A 20,982-nucleotide genomic window follows, 5' to 3' on the forward strand; every position below is an offset into this window, starting at 1 on the left:
CGGCCCGCTCCATCCTTGGGGCGGGCCGTCGTGTTTCCAGGGGCACGGGGCTGGAGGAGACTGGGGTCTCCCCTTCTTCCAGGAGCCCCCACGCCCATGCGCCTCTCCCCGACGTCCCTGCTGTTGGCCACCTGCCTGCTGACCGGGTGCCGGACGGCGAGAGAAGCACCGGCGGCACGGGCGAAGGCGGACTGCGGTCCGGTGATTCCCGGCATGGAGGCGGTGCTCAAGCCCGCGGCCTTCGTCGTGCTGGGGGAGATCCACGGCACGCAAGAGGCGCCAGACTTCGCGGCACGGCTGGCGTGTCACGCCGCGGCGGCGGGACAGCCGGTGCGGCTGGCGTTGGAGCTCCCGGTGGAGGAGCAAGCGCGCTTGGACGCGTTCGTCACGGGCGAGTCCGAGGGCCCTCCCGACAGCGCCTTCTGGCGCCGCGAGGTGCAGGACGGACGCAGCAGCGAGGCCATGCGGCGGCTGCTGGAGCGCGCGCGGGAGTTGAGGCACGCGGGGCTGCCTCTGCGGGTGGTGGCGTTCGACGCGGGGGGCAAGGACCGCGACAGCACGATGGCGGCCCAGCTGCGTCAGGCGCGGAGCGAGGCGCGTGGGGACACCTTCATCGTGCTCGTGGGCAACCTGCACGCGCGCCGCGACGTGGGCGCGCCCTGGGACGAGAAGCTCCAGTTCATGACGCACCGGTTGCTCGAAGCGGAGCCCGGGCTGGTGTCGCTCGACCTGATGAACGCCGGAGGCTCCGCGTGGATCTGCCGGGGCATGACGGCGGACACCTGTGGACAGCAGCCGCTGCGCGGCCAGGGCGAACCGCAGGCCTCGGGCATCACGCTCCAGAAGAAGGCGGAGGACCCGGACGGCTACGACGGAACCTACGCGGTAGGGCCGCTGAACGCCTCACCGCCCGCGTTCGGCGCCACGAGCACCGCGACGCCCGCGCCTCGCTGAGTCCCCAGGCCAGATGTCGTCCCGCCCACGCCCGGTGCACCGCGAGGTGGCCGTCCTCCCACCGGGCGCGCTACATGCGCGGCTCCATCCTTTTCGGGCACGAGGAACCTGGAATGCTCGCACGCACCTGGCGCGGGGTGACGAAGGCGGAGGACGCCGACGCCTACCTCGCTTATCTCCACCAGACGGGCCTCACGCACTACCGGCGCACGCCGGGCAACCTGGCCGCGTACTGCCTGCGCAAGGTGGCGGACGGGCGCGCGGAGTTCCTCCTCGTCACGTTGTGGGAGTCCATGGACGCGGTGAAGCGCTTCGCGGGGGACTCGCCGGAGCGCGCCATCTTCTTCCCGGAGGATGACCGCTACCTCATCGACCGGGACCTGCACGTCACCCACTACGAGGTCCCCTTCGCGGAAGGCCAGGCCTTCGAGCCCCAGCGGATCCGCTTCGATGACTTCCGGGTGGCGGGGCCCGCGGGCGACCTGCGGCTGGTGGACACCGGAGGCGGTGACGGGAAGGCGCTGCCCGTCGTCTTCGTGCACGGGCTCGCGGGCAACGCGTCCCACTGGCAGGCGCAGTTGGAGCACCTGGCCCGTCAGGGCCGCCGGGGCATCGCGCTGGAGTTGCGCGGCCACGGAGGCTCCGCCGTGCCGGAGCCGGAGGACTACACGCTGGAGTCGCTCGCCGGGGACATCTCCGCCGTGGTGCGAGCGCTGGGGCTGCGCCGCTTCGTGTTGGTGGGGCACAGCATCAGCGGGGGCGTGACGCTGGCGTACGCGGGAGAGAATCCCCGGCAGGTGGCGGGCCTGTTCCTGGTGGATCCGATGACGGACTCACGCCAGTACCCCGAGGAGCAGGTGGCCGGGTACATCGCCTCGCTGGACGCGCCGGACGTGGCGCAGGCGGTGCGGCGGGACTGGGCGCAGATGGCGGGGCCGCGCGCGGACGTGCGCGAGCGGCTGCTGGCGGACCTGGACGCCACGCCGCTGTCCGCCGTGACGGCCACGCAGCGCTCCAGCCTGCGCTTCGACCTGACGGCGGCGCTCGCGCGCTACCCGGGGCCGAAGTTCTCGCTCGTCGCGCCGGACAACGACACGCCGCACAGCGTCCACCGGCTGGGGGAAGGCGTGGCGCACCAGGTGGTGGAGGGCGCCGGCCACTGGATTCAACTGGACCATCCAGACGCGGTGAACGCCGCGCTGGACGCGTTCCTCACGAAGTCAGCACCAGCTTGACCAGCTCCGGGGGGCTGCCCAGCCGCATGGGCGGCCCCCAGAAGCCGCAGCCCCGGCTGACGTAGATGTGTGAATCGCCGTGCCGGTAGTGGCCCGCGGAGTGCTCCCAGCTCAACCCGATGAGCGCCGTCATCGGGAAGAGCTGGCCGCCGTGGGTGTGCCCGGAAATCTGGAGGTCCACGCCGCGCTCCGCGGCCACCTTGAAGTTGGCGGGCTGGTGCGCGAGCAGCACCGCGGCGCGCTCGGGGTCACGGCCCGCGAGCGCCGCGTCCAGGTCATAGCCCTTCTGCCCCAGGCGCCTGCCGCCGTGCCAGTCGTCCACGCCGACGAGGTCGAACGCGCCGCCCGCGTCGCCAATGCGCACGTGCCGGTTGCGCAGTGAGGGAATGCCCAGCGAGTCCAGGTGGGCCACCCACTCCCGCGCGCCGGACGAATAGTCATGGTTGCCGGTGACGAAGAAGCTCCCGTAGCGGGCCTGGAGGTTGCCGAGCGCCGCGACGAAGCCGCCGAGCCGGGGCACGGTGCCATCCACCAGGTCCCCGGTGATGGCGACCAGGTCCGGCTTGAGCGCATTGGCCCGCCGCACGAGTTCGTCCATGAAGCGCCGCTGGATGAAGGGGCCCACGTGCAGGTCGGTGAGCTGCACGATGCTGAAGCCCTCCAGAGAGCGGGGCAGCTTCGGAATGCGAACCACCACCTCCGTGACCTCCGGAACGGTGAACGCGCGCCAGCTCCCATACCCCGCCAATCCCCCACCCAGAGCGAGCGCGCCGCCAGCAGTCGCCTGCGACAGGAAGCGCCGCCGTTCGACATCCACGGAAGGGACAGCAGGAGCAGGCCGGAGCCGGCGTCCCAGGGCGAGCACGGCGCGTCCCACGTCGACGCCCGCTAGCGCGAGCACCAGACACAGCGCCACGCCCATCCACGAATAGGACACCAGCTCCACGACGTCGCCAGGAGCCTCCGGAAGCGTGCGCTGCAGATACCGCCGCGCAATCAGCACCAGTGTCATGAACCCCAGCACCAGCGCGGCAACGAGCCGGATCCCACGGCGGGACGTGAGGTTCCAAACGAGCCGCCGGAACAGATACAGGTGCCCGAGCACGGCACCCAGCGCGATGAGGAGCGAAAACGGAGACAGCGGCATGGGCCCAAGCCTCCCGCGCCTCATGCCCGAGCGCACCAGAATCCGTGCTCGCCCGGCCGCCCGCCGTCTTGTTCAGTCCAGTTCGTCCCAGAGCACGGCGAGCTTCAATGCCACTGCCTCGAAAGGTTCGGCGGACACGGAGTCGGTTCCAGAGTGGGTCGCCAGTTGCACGTACTGTCCCGACTCCAACCGGAACACTTCCAGGGTGCGGAGGACCGGGTCGATGAACCAGACATGCCCCACCCCTTCGCGCGCGAACACCGGCAGTTTCACTTCGCGGTCCAGGAGCCGCGTCGACGGAGAAAGCACCTCGCAGACCCAGTCTGGCGGAAGGGCGAGGGCCGCGACCTTCGGCGCCTTCGGGAGTCGCTCGCGCCGCCATCCCGCCAGGTCCGGAATGAGGACATCGTCCCCCAGCCGCAGTTCGGGCTCGATCACGATGTACCAGCCTCCCGGGCCGCCCAGTCCAAAGACGAAGGGATTGCCCAAGAGCCCCATCAGGAACGAAGCCGCCGTGAGATGGGGAAACGCCGGACGCGGGCTCGCATACAGCTCCCCTGCGACAACCTCCCCCACGACATGATCCGGGAGCGCCTCCAGGTCCGCGTAGGTCGCGGGTTTCTTTCCCATGGATTCCCTCCAGTCCTCGCCGCCCATCACTCTATCCATGACGGCTGGAGGTAGCACGCCCGTCTGACGTATCAGGGCGGACGGTCATCCCTGGACCCTGGAGGTCCCATTCTGTCAGCTCGCCGTGCGGCCCCAGATGAACACGAGGTCCAGTTCCACCGCTTCGAATGGCTCCGCGCGCACAGGAGCATCCCCGACATGCGTGAGCAGCGCTTCGTACTTCCCATCCCGCAGCCCGAACACCTCCAGCGTCCATGTCCGCGGATCCATCAACCAGACATGCCGCACGCCCTCGCGCGCGTAGACGGGCATCTTCGCCTCGCGGTCCAACTTCCGGGTGGACGGGGACAGCACCTCGCAGACCCAGTCCGGCGCGAGAGACGTCGCGGCTGTTTCAGGAGCATCGGGCATCCGTTCCAACCTCCAACCCGCGACGTCAGGAATCAGGACGTCATCCCCAAGCTGCAACTCTGGCTCATCAAAGAACGTCCAGCCTCCGGGCCCACCCCTTCCTCGCTCGAAGGGCCCCATGAGTTCTCCCCCAAGCCGGGAGGAAACCCGTACGTGCCGCATCGTCGGCCGTGGGCTTGCATACAGCTCCCCCGCGACGATCTCCCCCACGACACCCTCTGGGAGCGCCTCCAGGTCCGCATAGGTCGCTGGCTTCTTTCCCATCACGTCTCCCCATTCCTCGCCGCCCATCACTCTATCCATGACGGCGGGAGGTAGCACGCCCGTCCGACATGACAGGGCACACGTCCCACGTCCTACCTTTCAAGTCCTCCTCGAATTCCCCTGCCGAGCCCGAACGCGGCGGTTAAGAGGCCCGCGCTTCCCTCTACCTTCACGAAAGGCCCCCTCATGGCCACGCCGCTCCAGGGACGTGAAATCCGCCTGACGTCCCGCCCTCACGGTGCGCCCACTCCGGACAACTTCGAGCTCGCCACGGTCTCCGTCCCGGAACCCGCCGAGGGACAGGTCCTCGTGCGCAACCACTTCATGTCCGTGGATCCGTACATGCGCGGCCGCATGAACGACGCGAAGTCCTACGTCCCGCCCTTCAAGCTGGGCGAGGTCATGGACGGCGGCAGCGTGGGCCAGGTGATCCGCTCGCGCTCGCCTGACTTCAAGGAAGGTGACTTCGTCGTCGCCGGCTCCGGCGGCTGGCGCGAATACGCCGTCGCGCCCGCGAAGCACTACCAGAAGGCCGACCCGTCCGTGGGCCCGCTCTCCGCGTACCTCGGGGTGCTCGGCATGCCGGGCATGACCGCGTACGTGGGCCTGCTCGACATCGGCAAGCCGAAGGCCGGCGACACCGTCTTCGTGTCCGCCGCCGCGGGCGCCGTGGGCGGCGTCGTGGGCCAGCTTGCCCGCATCCAGGGCTGCCGCGTGGTGGGCAGCGCCGGCTCCGACGCGAAGGTGAAGCACCTCCGCGACGACCTGAAGCTCGACGCCGCCATCAACTACAAGACCGCCCCCATCGCCGAGTCCCTGGCCCGGGCCTGCCCGGACGGCATCGACGTCTACTTCGACAACGTGGGCGGCGACCACCTGGAGGCCGCCCTCGGCCTGATGAAGAACCACGGCCACATCGTCCTGTGCGGCGCCATCTCCATGTACAACGCCACCGCCCCCACGCCCGGCCCCCGCAACCTGATGCTCGCCGTGGGCAAGCGCCTCACGCTCCAGGGCTACATCGTCTCCGACCACGCGGACCGCCGGCCCGCCTTCCTGCGCGACATGGGCCAGTGGCTGCGCGAGGGCCAGGTGAAGGACGTCTCCACCATCGTGGACGGCCTGGACAAGGCCCCCGACGCCTTCATCGGCCTGCTGCGCGGGGACAACACCGGCAAGATGCTGGTGCGCCTGGCGAAGGACGCCTGACGCTCGCTGGCCAACGTCCCGAACGAACGACATCGGACACAGCCGCCGTCTTGCGTCCTGCACCTCCCAGACGCGGGACACAAGACGTGCGGCGTCCACCGCGTCCGGCACCCTGCACGCCCCTTGAAGGAGGCAGTGCGGTGACCTCACAGAAACAGCCGGACGCGGTGCGCGTGGATGAGAAGAGCAAGGATCAGCAGCTCGCGCGGGACCGCTCGGAGCCCACGGGCAACTTCCTCACGACGGACCAGGGCATCCGCGTCGAGCACACCGACGACTCGCTCAAGATTGGCGCCCGTGGCCCCACGCTCCTGGAGGACTTCCACTTCCGCGAGAAGATGACCCGCTTCGACCATGAGCGCATCCCCGAGCGCGTCGTCCACGCGCGCGGCGCGGGCGCCCACGGCTACTTCCAGGTCTACGAATCGCAGGCGAAGTACACCAAGGCGAAGTTCCTCCAGGACCCGTCCAAGAAGACGCCCGTGTTCGTGCGCTTCTCCACCGTCGCGGGCTCGCGCGGCTCCGCGGACACCGCGCGCGACGTGCGCGGCTTCGCGGTGAAGTTCTACACGGAAGAAGGCAACTGGGACCTGGTGGGCAACAACATCCCCGTCTTCTTCATCCAGGACGGCATCAAGTTCCCCGACATCATCCACGCCGCCAAGCCGGAGCCCCACCACGAGATTCCCCAGGCGCAGACGGCGCATGACTCGTTCTGGGACTTCGTGTCGCTCGTCCCGGAGACGATGCACATGATCATGTGGATCATGTCCGACCGCGCCATCCCGCGCAGCTTCCGGATGATGCAGGGCTTCGGCGTCCACACCTTCCGCTTCGTGGATGAGAAGAACACCGCGCGCTTCGTGAAGTTCCACTGGAAGCCGCTCCTGGGCACGCACTCGCTCGTCTGGGATGAGGCGCAGAAGCTCGGCGGCAAGGACCCGGACTTCCACCGCCGCGACCTCTTCGAGGCCATCGAGCAGGGCGACTTCCCCGAGTACGAGCTGGGCGTCCAAATCCTGGAGGAGAAGGACGCGCAGGCGCTGGGCGTGGACCTGCTGGACGCGACGAAGCTCATCCCGGAGGAGGTGGTCCCGGTGCAGCCGGTGGGCAAGCTCACGCTCAACCGCAACCCGACCAACTACTTCGCGGAGACGGAGCAGGTCGCCTTCTGCGTAGCCAACATCGTGCCGGGCATCGACTTCACGGATGATCCGCTGATGCAGGCGCGGCTCTTCTCGTACCTGGACACGCAGCTGACGCGCCTGGGCGGGCCGAACTTCGCGGAGATCCCCATCAACCGCCCGGTGGCGCCGGTGCACAACCACCAACAGGACGGCTTCGGCCGGCACACGAGCAACGTGGGCCGCGCCAACTACTTCCCCAACTCACTGGGCGGCGGCTGCCCGTTCCTCGCGTCCCAGCAGCAGGGTGGCTACGTGCACCACCCGGAGCAGGTGAGCGGCAAGAAGGTGCGTGAGCGCGCGGCCTCCTTCAACGACCACTACAGCCAGGCCGCCCTCTTCTTCCGCAGCCTGTCGGAGCCGGAGCAGCAGCACCTCATCGACGCGTGCCGCTTCGAGCTGGGCAAGGTGGAGACGAAGGCCATCCAGGAGCGCGTGCTGGAGCACTTCGCGAAGATCGACGCCCTGCTGGTGTCCGCCGTGGCGGAAGGGCTGGGCCTGCCCGCGCCCAAGGCCACGCCCGTCACGCCCAAGGGCCCTCCCGCGTCCAAGGCCCTGAGCATGGAGGCCATGAAGATGGCCATGCCGCCGTCCATCAAGACGCGGAAGATTGGCGTGCTCGTCGCGGACGGCGTGGACGCGGACGAGCTGATGGCCCTGCGCAAGGAATTGGAGGCCGGCGGCGCGCAGCTGAAGGTCATCGCCAAGCGCCTGGGCACGGTGAAGGCCTCCAACGGCAAGGACGTGCCGGTGGACAAGAGCGCCATGACCACGGCCTCCGTGGAGTACGACGGCGTCTTCATCCCCGGCGGCGCCGCGAGCGTGGCCACGCTGAAGAAGGACGGCGAGTCGCGCCACTTCGTCCAGGAGGCCTACCTGCACTGCAAGACGGTGGGCGCGTCCAAGGACGCCGAGGACCTGCTCAAGGCCTGTGAAATCGACCCGGCCGCGCCCGGCGTCGTCGCGGGCTCCAAGGCCGGGGCCGGAGCGGCGCTGGCCACCGCGTTCGCGAAGGCGCTCGCGAAGCACCGGCACTGGGACCGCAAGGACAACGACCGCGTCCCGGCCTGAGGCTTCACCCGGAAAGCGCCGTCACCGCGTCCGCTGTGACGCGGTGACGCGCCGCCATCCGGCGGGACAGCCCTCGCGCAGCACCCGCGCCGCGGCGAGCGCGCAGGCATAGCTGCTCGTGATGGGGCGCTCGCCCCAGGCGCCGTCCGCATACAGCCGCACCGTGGTCGAGGCCTCGACGTGGTCCACGATGTCGCCCTTGCGCAGCGCGTGGGCCATGGCCGTGTCCGCCACCGTCACCACCGACGGCAGCCCGGACGGCAGGCCCGACACGGGGCCCGCGGAGCAGAGCACCAGGCTGCCCTGCTCCACCGCGCGGTCCAGCAGCGCGGTGAGGGGCGCCTCGAAGGCGCGGCCCACGGTGCCCAGGCTCAGGTTGATGAGGTCCGGCCGCACGTCCCGCGTCAGCCACTCCAGCGCTTCCAGCAGGCCCAGCGAATCGCCGCGCATCCGGCCATCCAGCACGCGCGCGACGTACCACTCCACGTCGGCACCGGGACGGCGGCCCTGCTCCAGCAGGATGCTCAGCACCGCGGTGCCGTGGCCGTGCGCATCCTCCAGGTCCTCCAGCACGGCGCCGCCGCCGCGCCAGGCCGCCAGCTCCTCACGCGAGTGGACGCGGGACTCCAGGCGCCGCGCCTCCCGGTCCACCGTGAAGCTCGCGGCCCCGGCGAGCGACAGCCCCGCCCCGCGAAGGAAGCCCACCGACACTCCGCTGTCCACGATGGCGACCTTCATGGGGGCAGGGCCTTGCGACACCGGCTAGCAGGAACTGCTGGAGTCCTCGCCCACCGGATACTTGAGCACCGGGAAGTAGGTGCCCACCCACTGGGTACCGCTCCAGGTGTAGTGCTGGCCGTTGAGGTACGACGTGGCGCAGGCGTGGCCGATGAGGTCCTCGGACCCGCTCACGTCCTCCAGCAGCTTCGACACGTCCTTGCTCGTGAATTTCAAGGGAGCACTCCTGGCACGGGATTGGGGGGAAAGCAGGCAGGAGCCTAGGGGGCCGGGGGGCGGGTCGCAATGATGTGGGGCGTCCCTCGGAGCGGAACGCGGCGCCGGACCCCCGAGGGGGTTAGGGTCCGCGGGTCCACGCAGTGAGAGGTGTCTCGCGATGAAGCTCTGGGCCCGCTGGTTCCGCATCCCCTTCTGGCAGCGCGTGCTGGGCGCCTTCGTGCTGGGCGCGCTCGCGGGGTGGGCGCTGGGTGACAAGGCCGGCGTGTGGCTCCAGCCGCTGGGCACGCTCTACGTCCAGCTGATCCGGATGATCGCCATCCCGCTGGTGTTCTTCGCCGTCATCCACGCGGTGTCCGCGCTGCGCGGCCAGAAGAGCGTGGCGGCGCTGGGCGGCCGCACCTTCCTCTGGTTCGCCGTCACCGCCGCGCTGGCCGTGGGCGTGGGCCTGGGCACCGCCGCCCTCACGAAGCCGGGCGTGGGCGTGGGCACGCTCCAGGCGGCCAGCGACTTCAAGCCCCGGCAGGTGCCCGGCCCCGTGCAGGTGCTGCTGGACGTCGTCCCCACCAACCCCTTCGCCGCGCTGGCGGAGGGCAAGATGCTCCAGGTCATCTTCTTCGCGGGCCTGCTGGGCTTCGCGCTGGTGAAGCTGGGGGAGCGCACCGCGCGGCTGCGCACGCTCGTGGGCGAGGCCAGCGAGGCCATGATCCAGGTCACCCGCTTCGTGCTGGAGCTGACGCCGCTGGGCACCTTCGGCCTCATCGCCGCGCTGGTGGGCACCTACGGCTTCGAGCGGCTCCTGCCCCTGGGCACCTTCGTCCTCACGCTGTACCTCGCGTGCGCGGTGCACATCGTCTTCGTGTACGGCGGGCTGCTCGCGGCGCACGGGCTCAACCCGCTGCGCTTCTTCCGGGGCGCCGCGCCGGGCATGCAGGTGGCGTTCGTCAGCTCCTCCAGCTTCGCGTCCATGCCGGTGGCCTTGCGCAGCGTCACCCACAACCTGGGCGTCGACCGGGACTACGCCGCGTTCGCGGTGCCCCTGGGCGCCAGCATCAAGATGGACGGCTGCGGCGCCATCTACCCGGCGATGACGTCGCTCTTCATTGCCCAGTACTTCGGCCTGACGCTGTCCGCGCCCCAGCTCTTCATCATCCTGCTGGCGTCCGTGCTGGGCAGCTTCGGCACCGCGGGCGTGCCCGGTACGGCGGTGGTGATGACCACCGTCGTCCTCAGCGCCGCGGGGCTGCCCCTGGAGGGGCTGGGCTACCTGCTGGCCATCGACCGGGTGCTGGACATGATGCGCACCCTCACCAACGTCACCGGCCAGATGCTGGTGCCCGTCCTGGTGGCCCGTGAAGAGGGCCTGCTGGACCTGGCCGTCTACAACCGAGGGTCCAGCAACGTGGGGCTGGAGGAAGAGCCCCAGCCCCCGTCGCCGGCCGCCTGAGCGCTACTTGCAGGTCTTGGCGGGCATCTGGTCGATCCAATCCGCGATGAGCTGCGCGCCCTCCGCGTGGTGAATCGTGCGGCCAATCTGCGGCATCATCTTGCCGGACTCCTCCGTGTGCAGCCGGTACCAGAGGATGGACTCGTCGTGCTTGCCGGGGACGATGTCGAACTCGCCGCCCACGCCCGCGCCCGCGGAGCCGGGGCGCTTGCACTCGCCCAGGCTGAACAGGCTGGTGTTGTCGAAGTTGAGGAACAGCTGGCTGGTGATGCCCGCCGTGCCCTTCGGGTTGTGGCAATGCGCGCAGTTGATGTCCAGGTAGGTGCGCGCCCGCGTGTCCAGGCTCGCTGACTGCGGGTCGAACGCGTCCGGCGCCTTCGGCAGCTCCGCCTGCGCGGGCAGCCCGTCCAGCTTGCCCAGCGACGCCAGGTACTCCAACTGGTCGCGCTCCACGCCGCCGTAGGTGTTCGTGCGGTGCAGGTAGCGCGCCTTCACGCCAATGGGGTGCATCACCTGCGCCCCCGTGCCGTCCACCAGGTGGTGGCACTGCTGGCACTGATTCTTGGAGGGGACCGAGTACCGGAACGACCGGGTCTCCCCCTCCGAGTCGATGAACGTCACGTCGCGCGCGCGGCCGCCGGTGGCCAGCGTGGCCTCCGTCTGCTCCGCGTTCCAGACGTACGGCCACGCCTCCCAGCCGGAGGGCTGGTGCACCAGGACGCGCGTCTCGATGACCCGCACGTCCTGGTCCGGCTGCCGCAGGTCCGCCGGGAAGGCGAACGTCTTGGTGATGAGCGTCCCCACCGGCAGGTCCAGCGCGTCCACGGGGGCGTAGTGCGCCGTCTTGCCGGGGGGGATGTAGAGGGTGCGTGACTTGACCGCGTAGTCGGAGAACAGCGGCGTGGACAGGGTGTAGGGCACGTTGCCCTCCACCGGCACCAGCCCCCCGTCCGCCGGGCTTCCGGTGAACAGCCCGAAGCCCGACAGCGCGTTGGGGATGGCCAGCGGAGCCCCCGCGTCCTCGGGGCCCGCGTCCGGAACGCCCGCGTCCCCCGTTCCGGCATCCAGGCCCGCGTCCGGCTCACCCGCGTCCGGAACCCCCGCGTCCCCCGTTCCAGCATCCGGCACGGAGGTCCCCGAGTCGGGTGTGGGCCCGGGGTTTTCCGGGTCGGAGGAACCGCAGGCCGCCAGCGACAGCGCCAGCAGCACCACGGAGAGACGGGGGCTCACGAACGGCGTCCACATGGGTGTCACGCTCCCTGACCGCGGTTACTGGATGAAGTCGCCAATCGTCAGCGCGGGGGTGAAGCCCGGGCAGTTGAACTCCGCCTTGTTGGCCGGGTAGTGCCGCGTGAGGGCCCACCCGCCCGCGAAGTTGCCCTGGGCCGCGAGGGCGCCCGCCGCCACCAGGTCCAGGTCCGCGATGGCGTTGCCCGTGCCCGAGGGCAGCATGTTGTTGGCGAAGCAGATGTTGATGGGGTTCAGCTCCGTGCGGGCGTGGCCGTAGGGGTCCACGCCGTCCCACACCAGGTGCTCCACGCCCTTCGCGCCCTGCTGCTCACCATAGGTGTAGAGCGCCGCCAGGGCCGCGCCCAGGGGCCGCAGCTGCGGGCTCAGGTTGCCGTTGTCCACGTCGTCGCCGCTGCCACCCTGGAAGGTGTTGTCGTGGATGTAGATGTCGGAGCTGGCGAAGTTGAAGCCGCCCGCCTCCCACAGCTTGTCGTTGGGCTCGATGGTGAGGCCGCTCAGCACCGCCACGTCCACCGTGTTGTTGTTGCCCCAGGTGTTCCCCGTCAGCTCCACGCGGCGCGACGCCAGCATGAACGTGCCCGTGCCCGCCGGCACCTGCGACACCGTGCTGCTGCTGTTCGCGACGGAGGCGAAGTTGTTCCGGTTGTTGCCGGTGATGATGTTGTTCTTCACCCGGATGTCGGTGCCCATGATGGGGTTGCCCGGCAGGTCGAACACCACCAGGCCCGTGGTGTTGTCCTGGGCCGTGTTGCCCAGCACGTAGGCGTACTTCGTGTTCTCAATCTCGATGCCCGCCACGTTCTGCTTCGCCACGCTGTTGCGCACGACGGCGTACTCCGTCTGGCCCACGTAGATGCCCGCGTCCGCGGCGTTGTACGCCTCGCAGTCCTCGATGAGGACGTACTTGGACTTCACCGGGTACAGGCCGTACTTGCCGTTGCTCTCCTTGTCGGCCTCCGCCCACTCCGTGCGCACGCGGCGCATGACGACGTCGGTGGAGGACTCCACGCGGATGGCGTCCTTCTTCGCGTTCCACACCGCCAGGTCGCTCACCGTGAAGCGGTTGCCCACCACGTCCAGGCCGTTGGAGTTCGCCGCGGCGTTGGTGAACACCAGCACCGTACTCTGCGCACCGCCCGTGCCCTCGCCCTTGGTGCCCTTGCCCGCGCCCACCAGCGTGATGCCGTTCTGGCGGATGGTGATGGCGTTGTCGAAGGTGTACGTGCCCGCCGCCAGGTTGATGGTGGTGCACTCGGCCATCGTGTTCACCTGGTCCTGGAGCTCCTCCTCCTGGCCCGGCGCGAAGTTCAGCGTCGCCTGGGTCTTGCCCTCGCAGGAGAAGTCGCCCGCGCTGCCGCCGTCCCAGGGGATGCCCGTGTCCACGCTCCCCGCGTCACTGCCCGCGTCCGTGTTCGTGCCCGCGTCCGTGTTCGTACCCGCGTCCACTTTCACGCCCGAGTCCGGCGTGTTGTCATCGTCATCCGAGCAGGCGGTCAGCGAGAGGGCCCCCACCAGGGCCAGAACGGTCGCGCGCGTAGCGCGGGTCCACTGCAAACGGGGCATGTCGTTCCTCCGCGAGGCCGCTCCGCATGGGCCACGGGGAAGCGCCCGCGGCCCGCGAAGCAGCGGGAAGGCGGCATGCTCGGAGCAAAGACACACTGACGACAAGCACAAGTTTCACGTTTGTGTTTTGACGCAGCGCCCCTTCAGCCCTGCTCAAAAAAGCACGTGCACGCGGTAAGCCTATCGTCCGCAATGTGTTCGGAATGCGAATGACGCACGGCCCCATGACAGGCCCCCGGACAGGCGGGGGGGCGCGGGCGCCGTGCTCCCCAGGGCCGACTCACGCGGTCATCTTGAGAAGGAGGTCGCGGCGCGGTTCCCCTCTCCCGCGACGGAAAGAACGAGGACGCCCATGCGCACTGGCCCCCTGGTGACCCTGGTGGTGGCGCTCGCGTCAGGCCCGGTCCTGGCGCAGCAGGACGAAGCGCTGACCGGCCCGGAGGTCAATGACTCGCAGAACCCGGATGACCGGCAATCACTGACAAGCGACCCCGGCGCCAACACCTTCTGGGACAATTACTATTATCAGCCGCCCGCCGGGGCGTATCAGCTCCAGCAGCCGCCCGCCGGCTCGTATCAGCTCGAACAGCCGATGGCCGGTGCGTATCAGCTCGAGCAGCCGCTCATCGGCAGCTATCAGCTCCAGCAACCGCTCATCGGCGCCTACCAGCTCCAGCAGCCGCTCAACGGCAGCTACCAGTTGCGGCAGCCGCTGAATGGGACGTACCAGCTCCAGCAGCCGCTCGTGGGGACCCAGCAGCGGCCGCTGCCCCACCGCTGAACGCGGGGGCTACCGCCGGGCGTTGAAGGTGTCGCACGCCTCCAGCGTCCCCTGCTCCAGGCCGCGCTTGAACCAGGTCATGCGCTGCGCGGCGGAGCCATGGGTGAAGGACTCCGGGACGACGTAGCCCCGGGCCCGCTTCTGGAGGGTGTCGTCGCCCACGGCGCTGGCGGCGCCCAGGCCCTCCTCCACGTCGCCCTGCTCCAGGATGTTGCGCTCCTTCTGCGCGTGGTGGGCCCAGATGCCGGCGAAGCAGTCCGCCTGGAGCTCCGTCAGCACGGAGAGCTGGTTGGCCTGCTCCTCGCTCGTGCGGTTGCGCAGCGACTGCACCTTGCGGGAGACGCCCAGCAGGTTCTGCACGTGGTGGCCCACCTCATGCGCGATGACGTACGCGCGGCCGAAGTCACCCGGCGCGCCGAAGCGGCTCTCCAGCTCGTCGAAGAAGCTCAGGTCCAGGTACACCTTCTGGTCGCCCGGACAATAGAAGGGCCCCACCGCGCTCTCCTGCGCGCCGCACGCGGACTGCACCGCGTCCGTGAAGAGCACCAGGCGCGGCTGCACGTAGCGCACGCCCTGGGGCTCCAGCAGGCCGGGCCAGGTGTCCTCGGTGTCCGCGAGCACGACGGAGGCGAAGTCCTTCAGCTCCTCCTGCCGGGGATCCACGTTCCCGGAGCCGCCCGTGCCCGGCTGCGAATACGGCGAGGTGCGCGTGCCGATCTGCACGTCGGACGGGTCACCACCCAACAGCATCACCAGCAGGGCGACCACCAGCGACGCGGCGCCACCGCCCACCGCGAGCGGGCGTCCGAAGCCACCGCCCCGCCGATCCTCGATGTTCGAGCTGCGACGTCCGCCTTCCCACCTCATCCCGTGCCCCTTTGTTTCGCGAAGACGATCCGAGGACCAAGGTAGGCAGCGGGCCCTCCTTCAGCGACGGGGCGGCCCCGGTGCGACCGGATGGCAGGAGACCCGTGGGGCAGGCAGGCGGACGGGCCTTCGCCGTGTCTAGCTGCCCGGAGAGAAGCCCGCGGAGTCGGAGGCCACGCGCGCGGCCGTCCCCAGGCGCTCCAGGAGGACGGGACCGAAGTACTGACGCCGGGACTCCCCCTGCCCCGCCTTCACCTTCTCCGGCGTGTCCAGGTAGCCCACATAGCCGTTGGCGAGCCCCAGCACGTGCGTGGCCCCGGTGAGGCCCGCCAGCGCCCGCCCCGCGTCCACGGTGGGCTCGCCCGGGATGGACAGGAGCTCCAGGGGCCCGAGCGCCAGCGCGTCCACCTCCGCCTCCCGAGGCGACGAACCGCACAGGAAGTTGTCCCCCGCCGCGCGCGTGAAGGCGGGCACCAGCCGCGACGAGTCCGGCCGGGGTAGCGCCGTCTGGACGCGCGCGAACGCCAGCCGCACCGGCCCCGTCACGGACGCCGGGGTCGCGCCATCCGCCAGCGCGGACAGCTTGCGCGCGAAGCCCAGGGCGCGCTCGGGGCCCTGGCCCTCGGTGAAGGCCACGGACGCGTTGCCTTCGCTGCCCTGCACGAACAGCGTGACGCCGCTGCCCGCCTCCTCGCGCAGCGCGCTCAGCCGGCCCGGGTAGTCCGGGTCCACCAGCGCCCGCTGCCGGGGAATGAGCGTGGCGTGCCCGGCGAACACCAGCACCTCCGCCACGTTTCCCTCCGCCCCTCGCAACACCGCCCGCGTGAGCTGTCCGTCCGGGACCTCTCCACCGGAGCGGGAATAGACGAGCCCCGCGTCCGCGGCGCCGCCCACCTCCAGTGTCACGTCCTTCATGGAGGCCGCGGCCTTCTCCAGCGCCTCGCTCGCGCCCTCCACCACCGCGTTCACGGACGCCTCCCGGTAGCGCCCCGTGCCGGAGAGCTGGGCCGCCCACCTCGCGTCGTAGCCGCCAAACGAGGAGTGCGTGTGCGTGGCCACCACCAGCACGTCCTTCACCCCGGCCTTCGCGGCGCGCTCGCGCACCCGCGCCGTGATTTCCGGCGTCACCAGCAGCAGCTCCAGCGACACCACGCCCACGCGCGCGCCGCCGGCCTCCAGCACCAGGGCCCTCGCATGGAGGGGGAGCTCGGCCTGGCTCGCCTCGGGCCGGGGTGGGACGTAGCCCGCCACCACCACCGGATAGGGTGGGGAGAGGGCCACCTTCGCCGCGCCCGCTCGCAGGGGGCCTTCGCCACGCACCTGAGACAGCACCTCGGGCGTGCGCTCCTCCCACCTCCCACACCAGTTCCAGGAGGCAAGCGCGTAGGCGGCCCCGGCCGTTAGCAAGGCGAAGGGCAGCAAGGGGCGGAGGAAGGAGCGCCGGGAAGAGGACATGCCGGGGGCAGCGTACCCCCTCGGCGCTTCCAGGCGGCTCCTACCTTTCGGGCAACGGCACCTTGCCTGGCCTACAAGGGCCGACGTCGGCTGATGGTGGAATACCCACCTTCAAGGCGTGCGTTCCTGTTCCGCTTCGCGGTCGAAAGGGGTAAGGCAGCGCGCCATGTGCGGCATCTTCGGAATCGTGGGTCACGGAGAGGCGTCCAACCTGACGTACCTGGGGTTGCACGCCCTGCAGCACCGCGGACAGGAGTCCGCCGGAATCGTCGCGTCCGACGGGCACACCCTGCGCGCGCACCGGCAGATGGGCCTGGTGGCCGACATCTTCACCGCCCCGGTGATTGAAGGACTCCCGGGCAAGGCGGCCATCGGCCACGTGCGCTACAGCACGGCGGGTGGCAGCGGCATCAAGAACGCCCAGCCCCTGTTCGTGAACTACGCGGGCGGCCAGTTCTCCATCGCGCACAACGGCAACCTCGTGAACGCGACGGAGCTCAAGGCGGAGCTGGAGTCGGAGGGCGCGCTGTTCCAGTCGGACGCGGACACGGAGGTGGTGATGCACCTCCTCGCCCGCTCCAAGCAGCCCACCTTCGAGGCCCGCCTCGTGGAGGCGCTGCGCCGGGTGGAGGGCGCTTACAGCATCCTGCTGCTCACCGAGGACAAGCTCATCGCGGTGCGCGACCCCAACGGCTTCCGGCCGCTGGTGCTGGGCAAGATGAAGGAAGGCGCGTACGTGCTCGCCAGCGAGACGACGGCGCTGGACCTCATCGAAGCGGAGATCGTCCGCGAGCTGGAGCCCGGCGAGCTGGTCGTCATCGAGAACGGCGTGCTGCGCACCAGCATGCCCTTCAAGCCCGCGGCGCGGCTGGGCCGCTGCATCTTCGAGCACGTCTACTTCGCCAAGCCGGACTCGGTGCTCTTCGGCAGCAGCGTGTACGAGGTGCGCAAGCGCCTGGGCGTGCAGCTGGCGCGCGAGCAGCCCGCGGAAGCGGACCTGGTCATCGCGGTGCCGGACTCGGGCGTGCCCGCGGCCATCGGCTTCTCGCAGGCGAGCGGCATCCCCTACGACGTGGGCCTCATCCGCAGCCACTACGTGGGCCGCACCTTCATCGAGCCGCAGCAGTCCATCCGTCACTTCGGCGTGAAGCTGAAGCTGTCCGCCGTGCGCCAGGTGCTCAAGGGCAAGCGCGTGGTGGTGGTGGACGACTCCATCGTGCGCGGCACCACCAGCCGGAAGATCGTGAAGATGCTCAAGGCCGCGGGCGCCGTGGAGGTGCACCTGCGCATCTCGTCGCCGCCCACGCAGTGGCCCTGCTACTACGGCATCGACACGCCCAGCCGCACGGAGCTCATCGCGGCCAGCCACACCACGGAGGAGATCGCGAAGTACGTGACGGCGGACTCCCTGGGCTACCTGTCGCTGGAGGGCCTGGGCACCGCGGTGGAGGACCCGAAGCGGAGCACCTACTGCACCGCGTGCTTCTCCGGGCAGTACCTCACCGACAAGCTGTCCCAGAGCGCGGGTGCCACCAAGCTCAGCGCCTGAGACGCCAGCCGCGCCTTCCGGCCGGCCCGGGCTCGCCCAGGCGGAGCGGCAGTTCGTCCGCTCCGTCGTCGCGGGCCTGGTGTTGTTGGGCGCGGTCGCCGTCGCGGGGCCGCTGCTCTCCTACCGCAGTGACGTCGCCGGAGCCCGCGCGGAGTTCCAGTCCCGCATGACGCGCGAGGCCCGCGTCTACGCGGAGGCGCTGGGCCTGCACCTGAAGCTGCTCCAGACGGAGCTCTTGCGCGTGTCCGAGGGCGTGGGCCCGGACGTGAAGCGCGAGCTGCCCACCGAGGACCTCCAGGACCTCACCACGCCGCGCGCGGGCCTCTTCCACGCGGGCGTGATGGTGCTGGACGCGCAGGGCAAGCTGCGCTGGAGCGACCCGCCGCTCGATGAGGCACAAGCCGGCGGCGGCTTCGTCACGCGCCCCTGGTTCCAGCAGGTGCTCGCGCGCCAGACGTCCGTGGTGGACGCCATCGCCCCGGGCGCGTCCCTCTTCGTCGTCGCGGTGCCGGTGGTGCGCGAGGGACAGACCACGGCGGTGCTCGCGGGCCTGCTGGACACGGGCACGGCGCTGCCGGGCGGCCGGCCCCTGAGCGACGACCTGGAGCTGCTCGTCCTCAACGCCTCCGGAGACCTCTTCCTGCCGAGCGCGCCGCCCTCGTGGGCCAACGTGTCGCGCGCGTCCGGGGAGCTGCGCGACTTCATCCGCGAGGGCGTCCGCCCTCCGTCGCTGGACGCGATGCCGGAGACCTTCCTCACCGCCACGCCCGTGCCCGGCACGGGGCTGCACCTGGTGCTCGCCGCGGACGAGACCGCGCTCCTGTCCGGGCTGCGCGACCGCTTCCTCGTGCAGTTGCTGGTGCTGGCGCTGCTCCAGGTGGGCACGCTGGTGCTCTTCACCGTCCACTGGCGCCGCGTCTACGGCCTGTTCCGCGAGGTCGAAGCGCGCTCGGCCCGGCAGGAGAAGATGGCCGCGCTGGGCAGCGCCGCCAGCCTCATCGCGCACGAGGTGAAGAACTCCCTCAACGGCCTCAAGGCCGCCACCGGCCTCGTCTCTCCCGAAGGCGAAGGCGGGCTCGTGGTGCGCACGCTGCACGGGCAGATCGACCGGCTGGCGCACCTGGCCACGTCGCTGCTCCACTTCGGCAAGCCACCCGTCGTGCGCCGCGTGGACGTGGACCTGTCCAGGCTCGTGCGCGACGTGGTGGAGGGCCTGCGCTCATTGCCGGAGGCGGCCGAGGTGCGCGTGGACGTGGACGTGCCCCCGGACGCGGCGCCCCTGTCCTGCGACCCGCTGCTCCTCACCACCGCGCTGGACAACCTGGTGCGCAACGCGATGGAGGCCACGGTGGCGGCCAAGGACCTGGGCAAGGTGGCCGAGCCCCAGGTGCGCGTGCGGGCCCGCCTGGACGCGGACGCCGCGGTGGTGACGGTGGAGGACAACGGGGGTGGGCCGCCGCCGGAGGTGGAAGGCCACCTCTTCGAGCCCTTCCACACCTCCAAGCCCAAGGGCATCGGCCTGGGGCTGGCCATGACGCGCCAGGCGCTGGAGCATCAGGGCGGAGAGCTCACCTTCGAGCGCCTCCCCGACGGCAGCCGCTTCCTCCTCCACCTTCCCCGAGTGCCCCGGTCATGAGCCTCCCCGCCCTCCTCGTGGACGACGACCGCGCCTTCTCCTCCATCGCGGCGGTGGCGCTGCAGCGCGAGGGCTTCAGCCTCACGGTGGCGCATTCGCTGCACGAAGCCCGCGCGTCGCTGGCGAAGGCCACACCCGTGCTGTTGGTGCTGGACCGCCGCCTGCCGGATGGAGACGGGCTCGCGTTCCTGCCGGAGCTGAAGGCGCACGCGCCCGGCGTGGCGGTGGTGATGGTGACGGCGCACGGAGACATCGCCAGCGCGGTGGACGCGGTGCGGGCGGGCGCGGTGGACTACCTGGCCAAGCCCGTGGAGCTGGCGGACCTGGTGCTGCGCGCGCGCCGGGCCGTGGACGCGAGCCGCCTGAGGGACCGCCTGGAGACGGCGGAGGCGGAGCTGTCCGGCCGCCGCCGGCTGGTGCCGCCCACGTCCGCCGCCATGCAGCGGGTGTTCGCGATGCTGGAGCGCATCGCCGCGTCGCCGCGAAGCCCGGTGCTGCTGCTGGGTGAAACGGGCGTGGGCAAGGAGCAGCTCGCGCGGCACCTGCACGCGCTCGCGTCGAAGGACGGGGGCGCGCCCTTCGTGCACATCAACTGCGCGGCGCTGCCCGAGCAGACGGTGGAGAGCGAGCTGTTCGGCCACGAGAAGGGCGCCTTCACGGACGCGCGCACCGCGAGGCGCGGGCTGGTGGAGGTGGCCCATGGCGGCGTGCTCTTCCTGGACGAAGTGGGCGAACTGCCGCTGCCGCTCCAGGCGAAGCTGCTGACGTTCCTGGACTCGGGGAGGTTCCGCCGGCTGGGCGGCACCACGGAGCAGACGAGCACCGCGCGCATCGTGGCCGCCACCAACCGGGACCTGCCCAAGCAGATGTCGGGCGGCAACTTCCGCGAGGACCTCTGGTTCCGCCTGGGCGTGTTCCGCATCGACATCCCCCCGCTGCGCAAGCGGCGCGAGGACGTCCTCCCCCTGGCGGAAGGGATGCTCGCGGACCTGGGCCGCGAGCTGGGCCGGCGCGACGTCAGCCTGGGCGCGAAGGCCCGCGCGAGGCTCGGGGCCTATGCGTTCCCGGGCAACGTGCGCGAGCTGCGCAACATCCTGGAGCGGGCGCTGGTGCTGGAGCCCGGGCCGGAGCTGGAGCTGGAGGTGCTTGGCGGCACGCCCTCCGTGAGCGCCGCCGTGAAGGTGGAGGCCCCGGCCTCGGTGGCGCCGGGGGCCTTCAGCGTGACGGAGCCCGTGCCCATGGAGGACCTGGAGCAGGCCTACGTGCGCTGGGTCCTGGAGCGGCTGGGCGGCCGGCGCATGGAGGCGGCGAAGGCGCTCGGGTTGTCGTATCCGACCTTCCTCAAGCGCCTGGGCGACACCTGAAGCGATTTGC

General features: G+C 70.6%; 18 protein-coding genes. 9 read left to right on the top strand and 9 right to left on the bottom strand.

All coding sequences use genetic code 11. The annotated features are described in order from the left end of the window. Positions 1–96: 96 nt before the first annotated feature. Positions 97–954: a hypothetical protein gene (locus JYJ93_RS37450; RefSeq protein ID WP_206799485.1), complete on the top strand. Its 858-nt coding sequence runs from the start codon at positions 97–99 to the stop codon at positions 952–954. 113 nt (positions 955–1,067) lie between these two features. Beyond that, positions 1,068–2,189: an alpha/beta hydrolase gene (locus JYJ93_RS37455; RefSeq protein WP_242544071.1), complete on the top strand. Its 1,122-nt coding sequence runs from the start codon at positions 1,068–1,070 to the stop codon at positions 2,187–2,189. On the opposite strand, the gene JYJ93_RS37460 is transcribed toward JYJ93_RS37455, so the two are convergent. The 3 genes from JYJ93_RS37460 to JYJ93_RS37470 all read right to left on the bottom strand — a co-directional run bounded on the left by JYJ93_RS37460 (position 2,167) and on the right by JYJ93_RS37470 (position 4,641). Continuing rightward, positions 2,167–3,336: a metallophosphoesterase gene (locus JYJ93_RS37460; RefSeq protein WP_206799486.1), complete on the bottom strand. Its 1,170-nt coding sequence runs from the start codon at positions 3,334–3,336 to the stop codon at positions 2,167–2,169. The genes JYJ93_RS37455 and JYJ93_RS37460 overlap by 23 nt on opposite strands. 72 nt (positions 3,337–3,408) lie before the next feature. Continuing rightward, a complete protein-coding gene (locus tag JYJ93_RS37465; protein WP_206799487.1) occupies positions 3,409–3,966 on the bottom strand; it encodes a Uma2 family endonuclease in 558 nt (185 codons plus the stop codon). Between the two features lie 114 nt (positions 3,967–4,080). Further along, the gene (locus tag JYJ93_RS37470) at positions 4,081–4,641 is read right to left on the bottom strand and encodes a Uma2 family endonuclease (protein ID WP_206799488.1); all 561 of its coding nucleotides are present in this window, start codon (positions 4,639–4,641) and stop codon (positions 4,081–4,083) included. Between the two features lie 186 nt (positions 4,642–4,827). On the opposite strand from JYJ93_RS37470, the gene JYJ93_RS37475 reads away from it, so the two are divergent. Beyond that, complete coding sequence (locus tag JYJ93_RS37475; RefSeq protein WP_206799489.1) at positions 4,828–5,850, top strand: NADP-dependent oxidoreductase; 1,023 nt, start codon at positions 4,828–4,830, stop codon at positions 5,848–5,850. Between the two features lie 140 nt (positions 5,851–5,990). Next, positions 5,991–8,105: a catalase gene (locus JYJ93_RS37480; RefSeq protein ID WP_269012993.1), complete on the top strand. Its 2,115-nt coding sequence runs from the start codon at positions 5,991–5,993 to the stop codon at positions 8,103–8,105. 21 nt (positions 8,106–8,126) lie between these two features. Here JYJ93_RS37480 and JYJ93_RS37485 read toward each other — a convergent pair whose 3' ends face one another. Further along, the gene (locus JYJ93_RS37485) at positions 8,127–8,843 is read right to left on the bottom strand and encodes a S8/S53 family peptidase (RefSeq protein ID WP_206799490.1); all 717 of its coding nucleotides are present in this window, start codon (positions 8,841–8,843) and stop codon (positions 8,127–8,129) included. A gap of 24 nt (positions 8,844–8,867) precedes the next feature. Continuing rightward, the gene (locus JYJ93_RS37490) at positions 8,868–9,059 is read right to left on the bottom strand and encodes a hypothetical protein (RefSeq protein WP_206799491.1); all 192 of its coding nucleotides are present in this window, start codon (positions 9,057–9,059) and stop codon (positions 8,868–8,870) included. Positions 9,060–9,219: 160 nt separating this feature from the next. Between JYJ93_RS37490 and JYJ93_RS37495 the strand changes: the two genes are divergently transcribed. Beyond that, positions 9,220–10,506, top strand: a complete 1,287-nt coding sequence (locus JYJ93_RS37495) for a dicarboxylate/amino acid:cation symporter (RefSeq protein ID WP_206799492.1) — start codon at positions 9,220–9,222, stop codon at positions 10,504–10,506. Positions 10,507–10,509: 3 nt separating this feature from the next. On the opposite strand, the gene JYJ93_RS37500 is transcribed toward JYJ93_RS37495, so the two are convergent. Both JYJ93_RS37500 and JYJ93_RS37505 read right to left on the bottom strand, forming a co-directional pair. Next, on the bottom strand, positions 10,510–11,736 hold the full coding sequence (locus JYJ93_RS37500; RefSeq protein WP_269012992.1) for an SO2930 family diheme c-type cytochrome: 1,227 nt from the start codon (positions 11,734–11,736) through the stop codon (positions 10,510–10,512). Between the two features lie 39 nt (positions 11,737–11,775). Beyond that, positions 11,776–13,320, bottom strand: a complete 1,545-nt coding sequence (locus tag JYJ93_RS37505; RefSeq protein ID WP_206799495.1) for a parallel beta-helix domain-containing protein — start codon at positions 13,318–13,320, stop codon at positions 11,776–11,778. Between the two features lie 352 nt (positions 13,321–13,672). Between JYJ93_RS37505 and JYJ93_RS37510 the strand changes: the two genes are divergently transcribed. Further along, on the top strand, positions 13,673–14,101 hold the full coding sequence (locus JYJ93_RS37510) for a hypothetical protein (protein ID WP_206799496.1): 429 nt from the start codon (positions 13,673–13,675) through the stop codon (positions 14,099–14,101). 9 nt (positions 14,102–14,110) lie between these two features. On the opposite strand, the gene JYJ93_RS37515 is transcribed toward JYJ93_RS37510, so the two are convergent. Both JYJ93_RS37515 and JYJ93_RS37520 read right to left on the bottom strand, forming a co-directional pair. Further along, complete coding sequence (locus tag JYJ93_RS37515) at positions 14,111–14,968, bottom strand: neutral zinc metallopeptidase (protein WP_206799497.1); 858 nt, start codon at positions 14,966–14,968, stop codon at positions 14,111–14,113. Between the two features lie 138 nt (positions 14,969–15,106). Further along, the gene (locus JYJ93_RS37520) at positions 15,107–16,423 is read right to left on the bottom strand and encodes a neutral/alkaline non-lysosomal ceramidase N-terminal domain-containing protein (RefSeq protein WP_206799498.1); all 1,317 of its coding nucleotides are present in this window, start codon (positions 16,421–16,423) and stop codon (positions 15,107–15,109) included. A 166-nt stretch (positions 16,424–16,589) separates the two neighbouring features. Between JYJ93_RS37520 and purF the strand changes: the two genes are divergently transcribed. The 3 genes from purF to JYJ93_RS37535 are packed head-to-tail and all read left to right on the top strand — an operon-like array spanning position 16,590 to position 20,972. Continuing rightward, positions 16,590–17,972: an amidophosphoribosyltransferase gene (gene purF, locus JYJ93_RS37525; protein WP_242544072.1), complete on the top strand. Its 1,383-nt coding sequence runs from the start codon at positions 16,590–16,592 to the stop codon at positions 17,970–17,972. Further along, positions 17,950–19,608, top strand: a complete 1,659-nt coding sequence (locus tag JYJ93_RS40900) for a sensor histidine kinase (RefSeq protein ID WP_206799500.1) — start codon at positions 17,950–17,952, stop codon at positions 19,606–19,608. Before purF ends, JYJ93_RS40900 begins: the two co-directional genes overlap by 23 nt. Beyond that, positions 19,605–20,972, top strand: coding sequence for a sigma-54 dependent transcriptional regulator (locus JYJ93_RS37535; RefSeq protein ID WP_206799501.1), 1,368 nt, complete (start codon positions 19,605–19,607; stop codon positions 20,970–20,972). The genes JYJ93_RS40900 and JYJ93_RS37535 overlap by 4 nt, the downstream gene beginning before the upstream one ends. The last annotated feature ends 10 nt before the right edge of the window (positions 20,973–20,982 follow it).

Source organism: Corallococcus sp. NCSPR001, from assembly GCF_017309135.1.
Classification (GTDB): domain Bacteria; phylum Myxococcota; class Myxococcia; order Myxococcales; family Myxococcaceae; genus Corallococcus.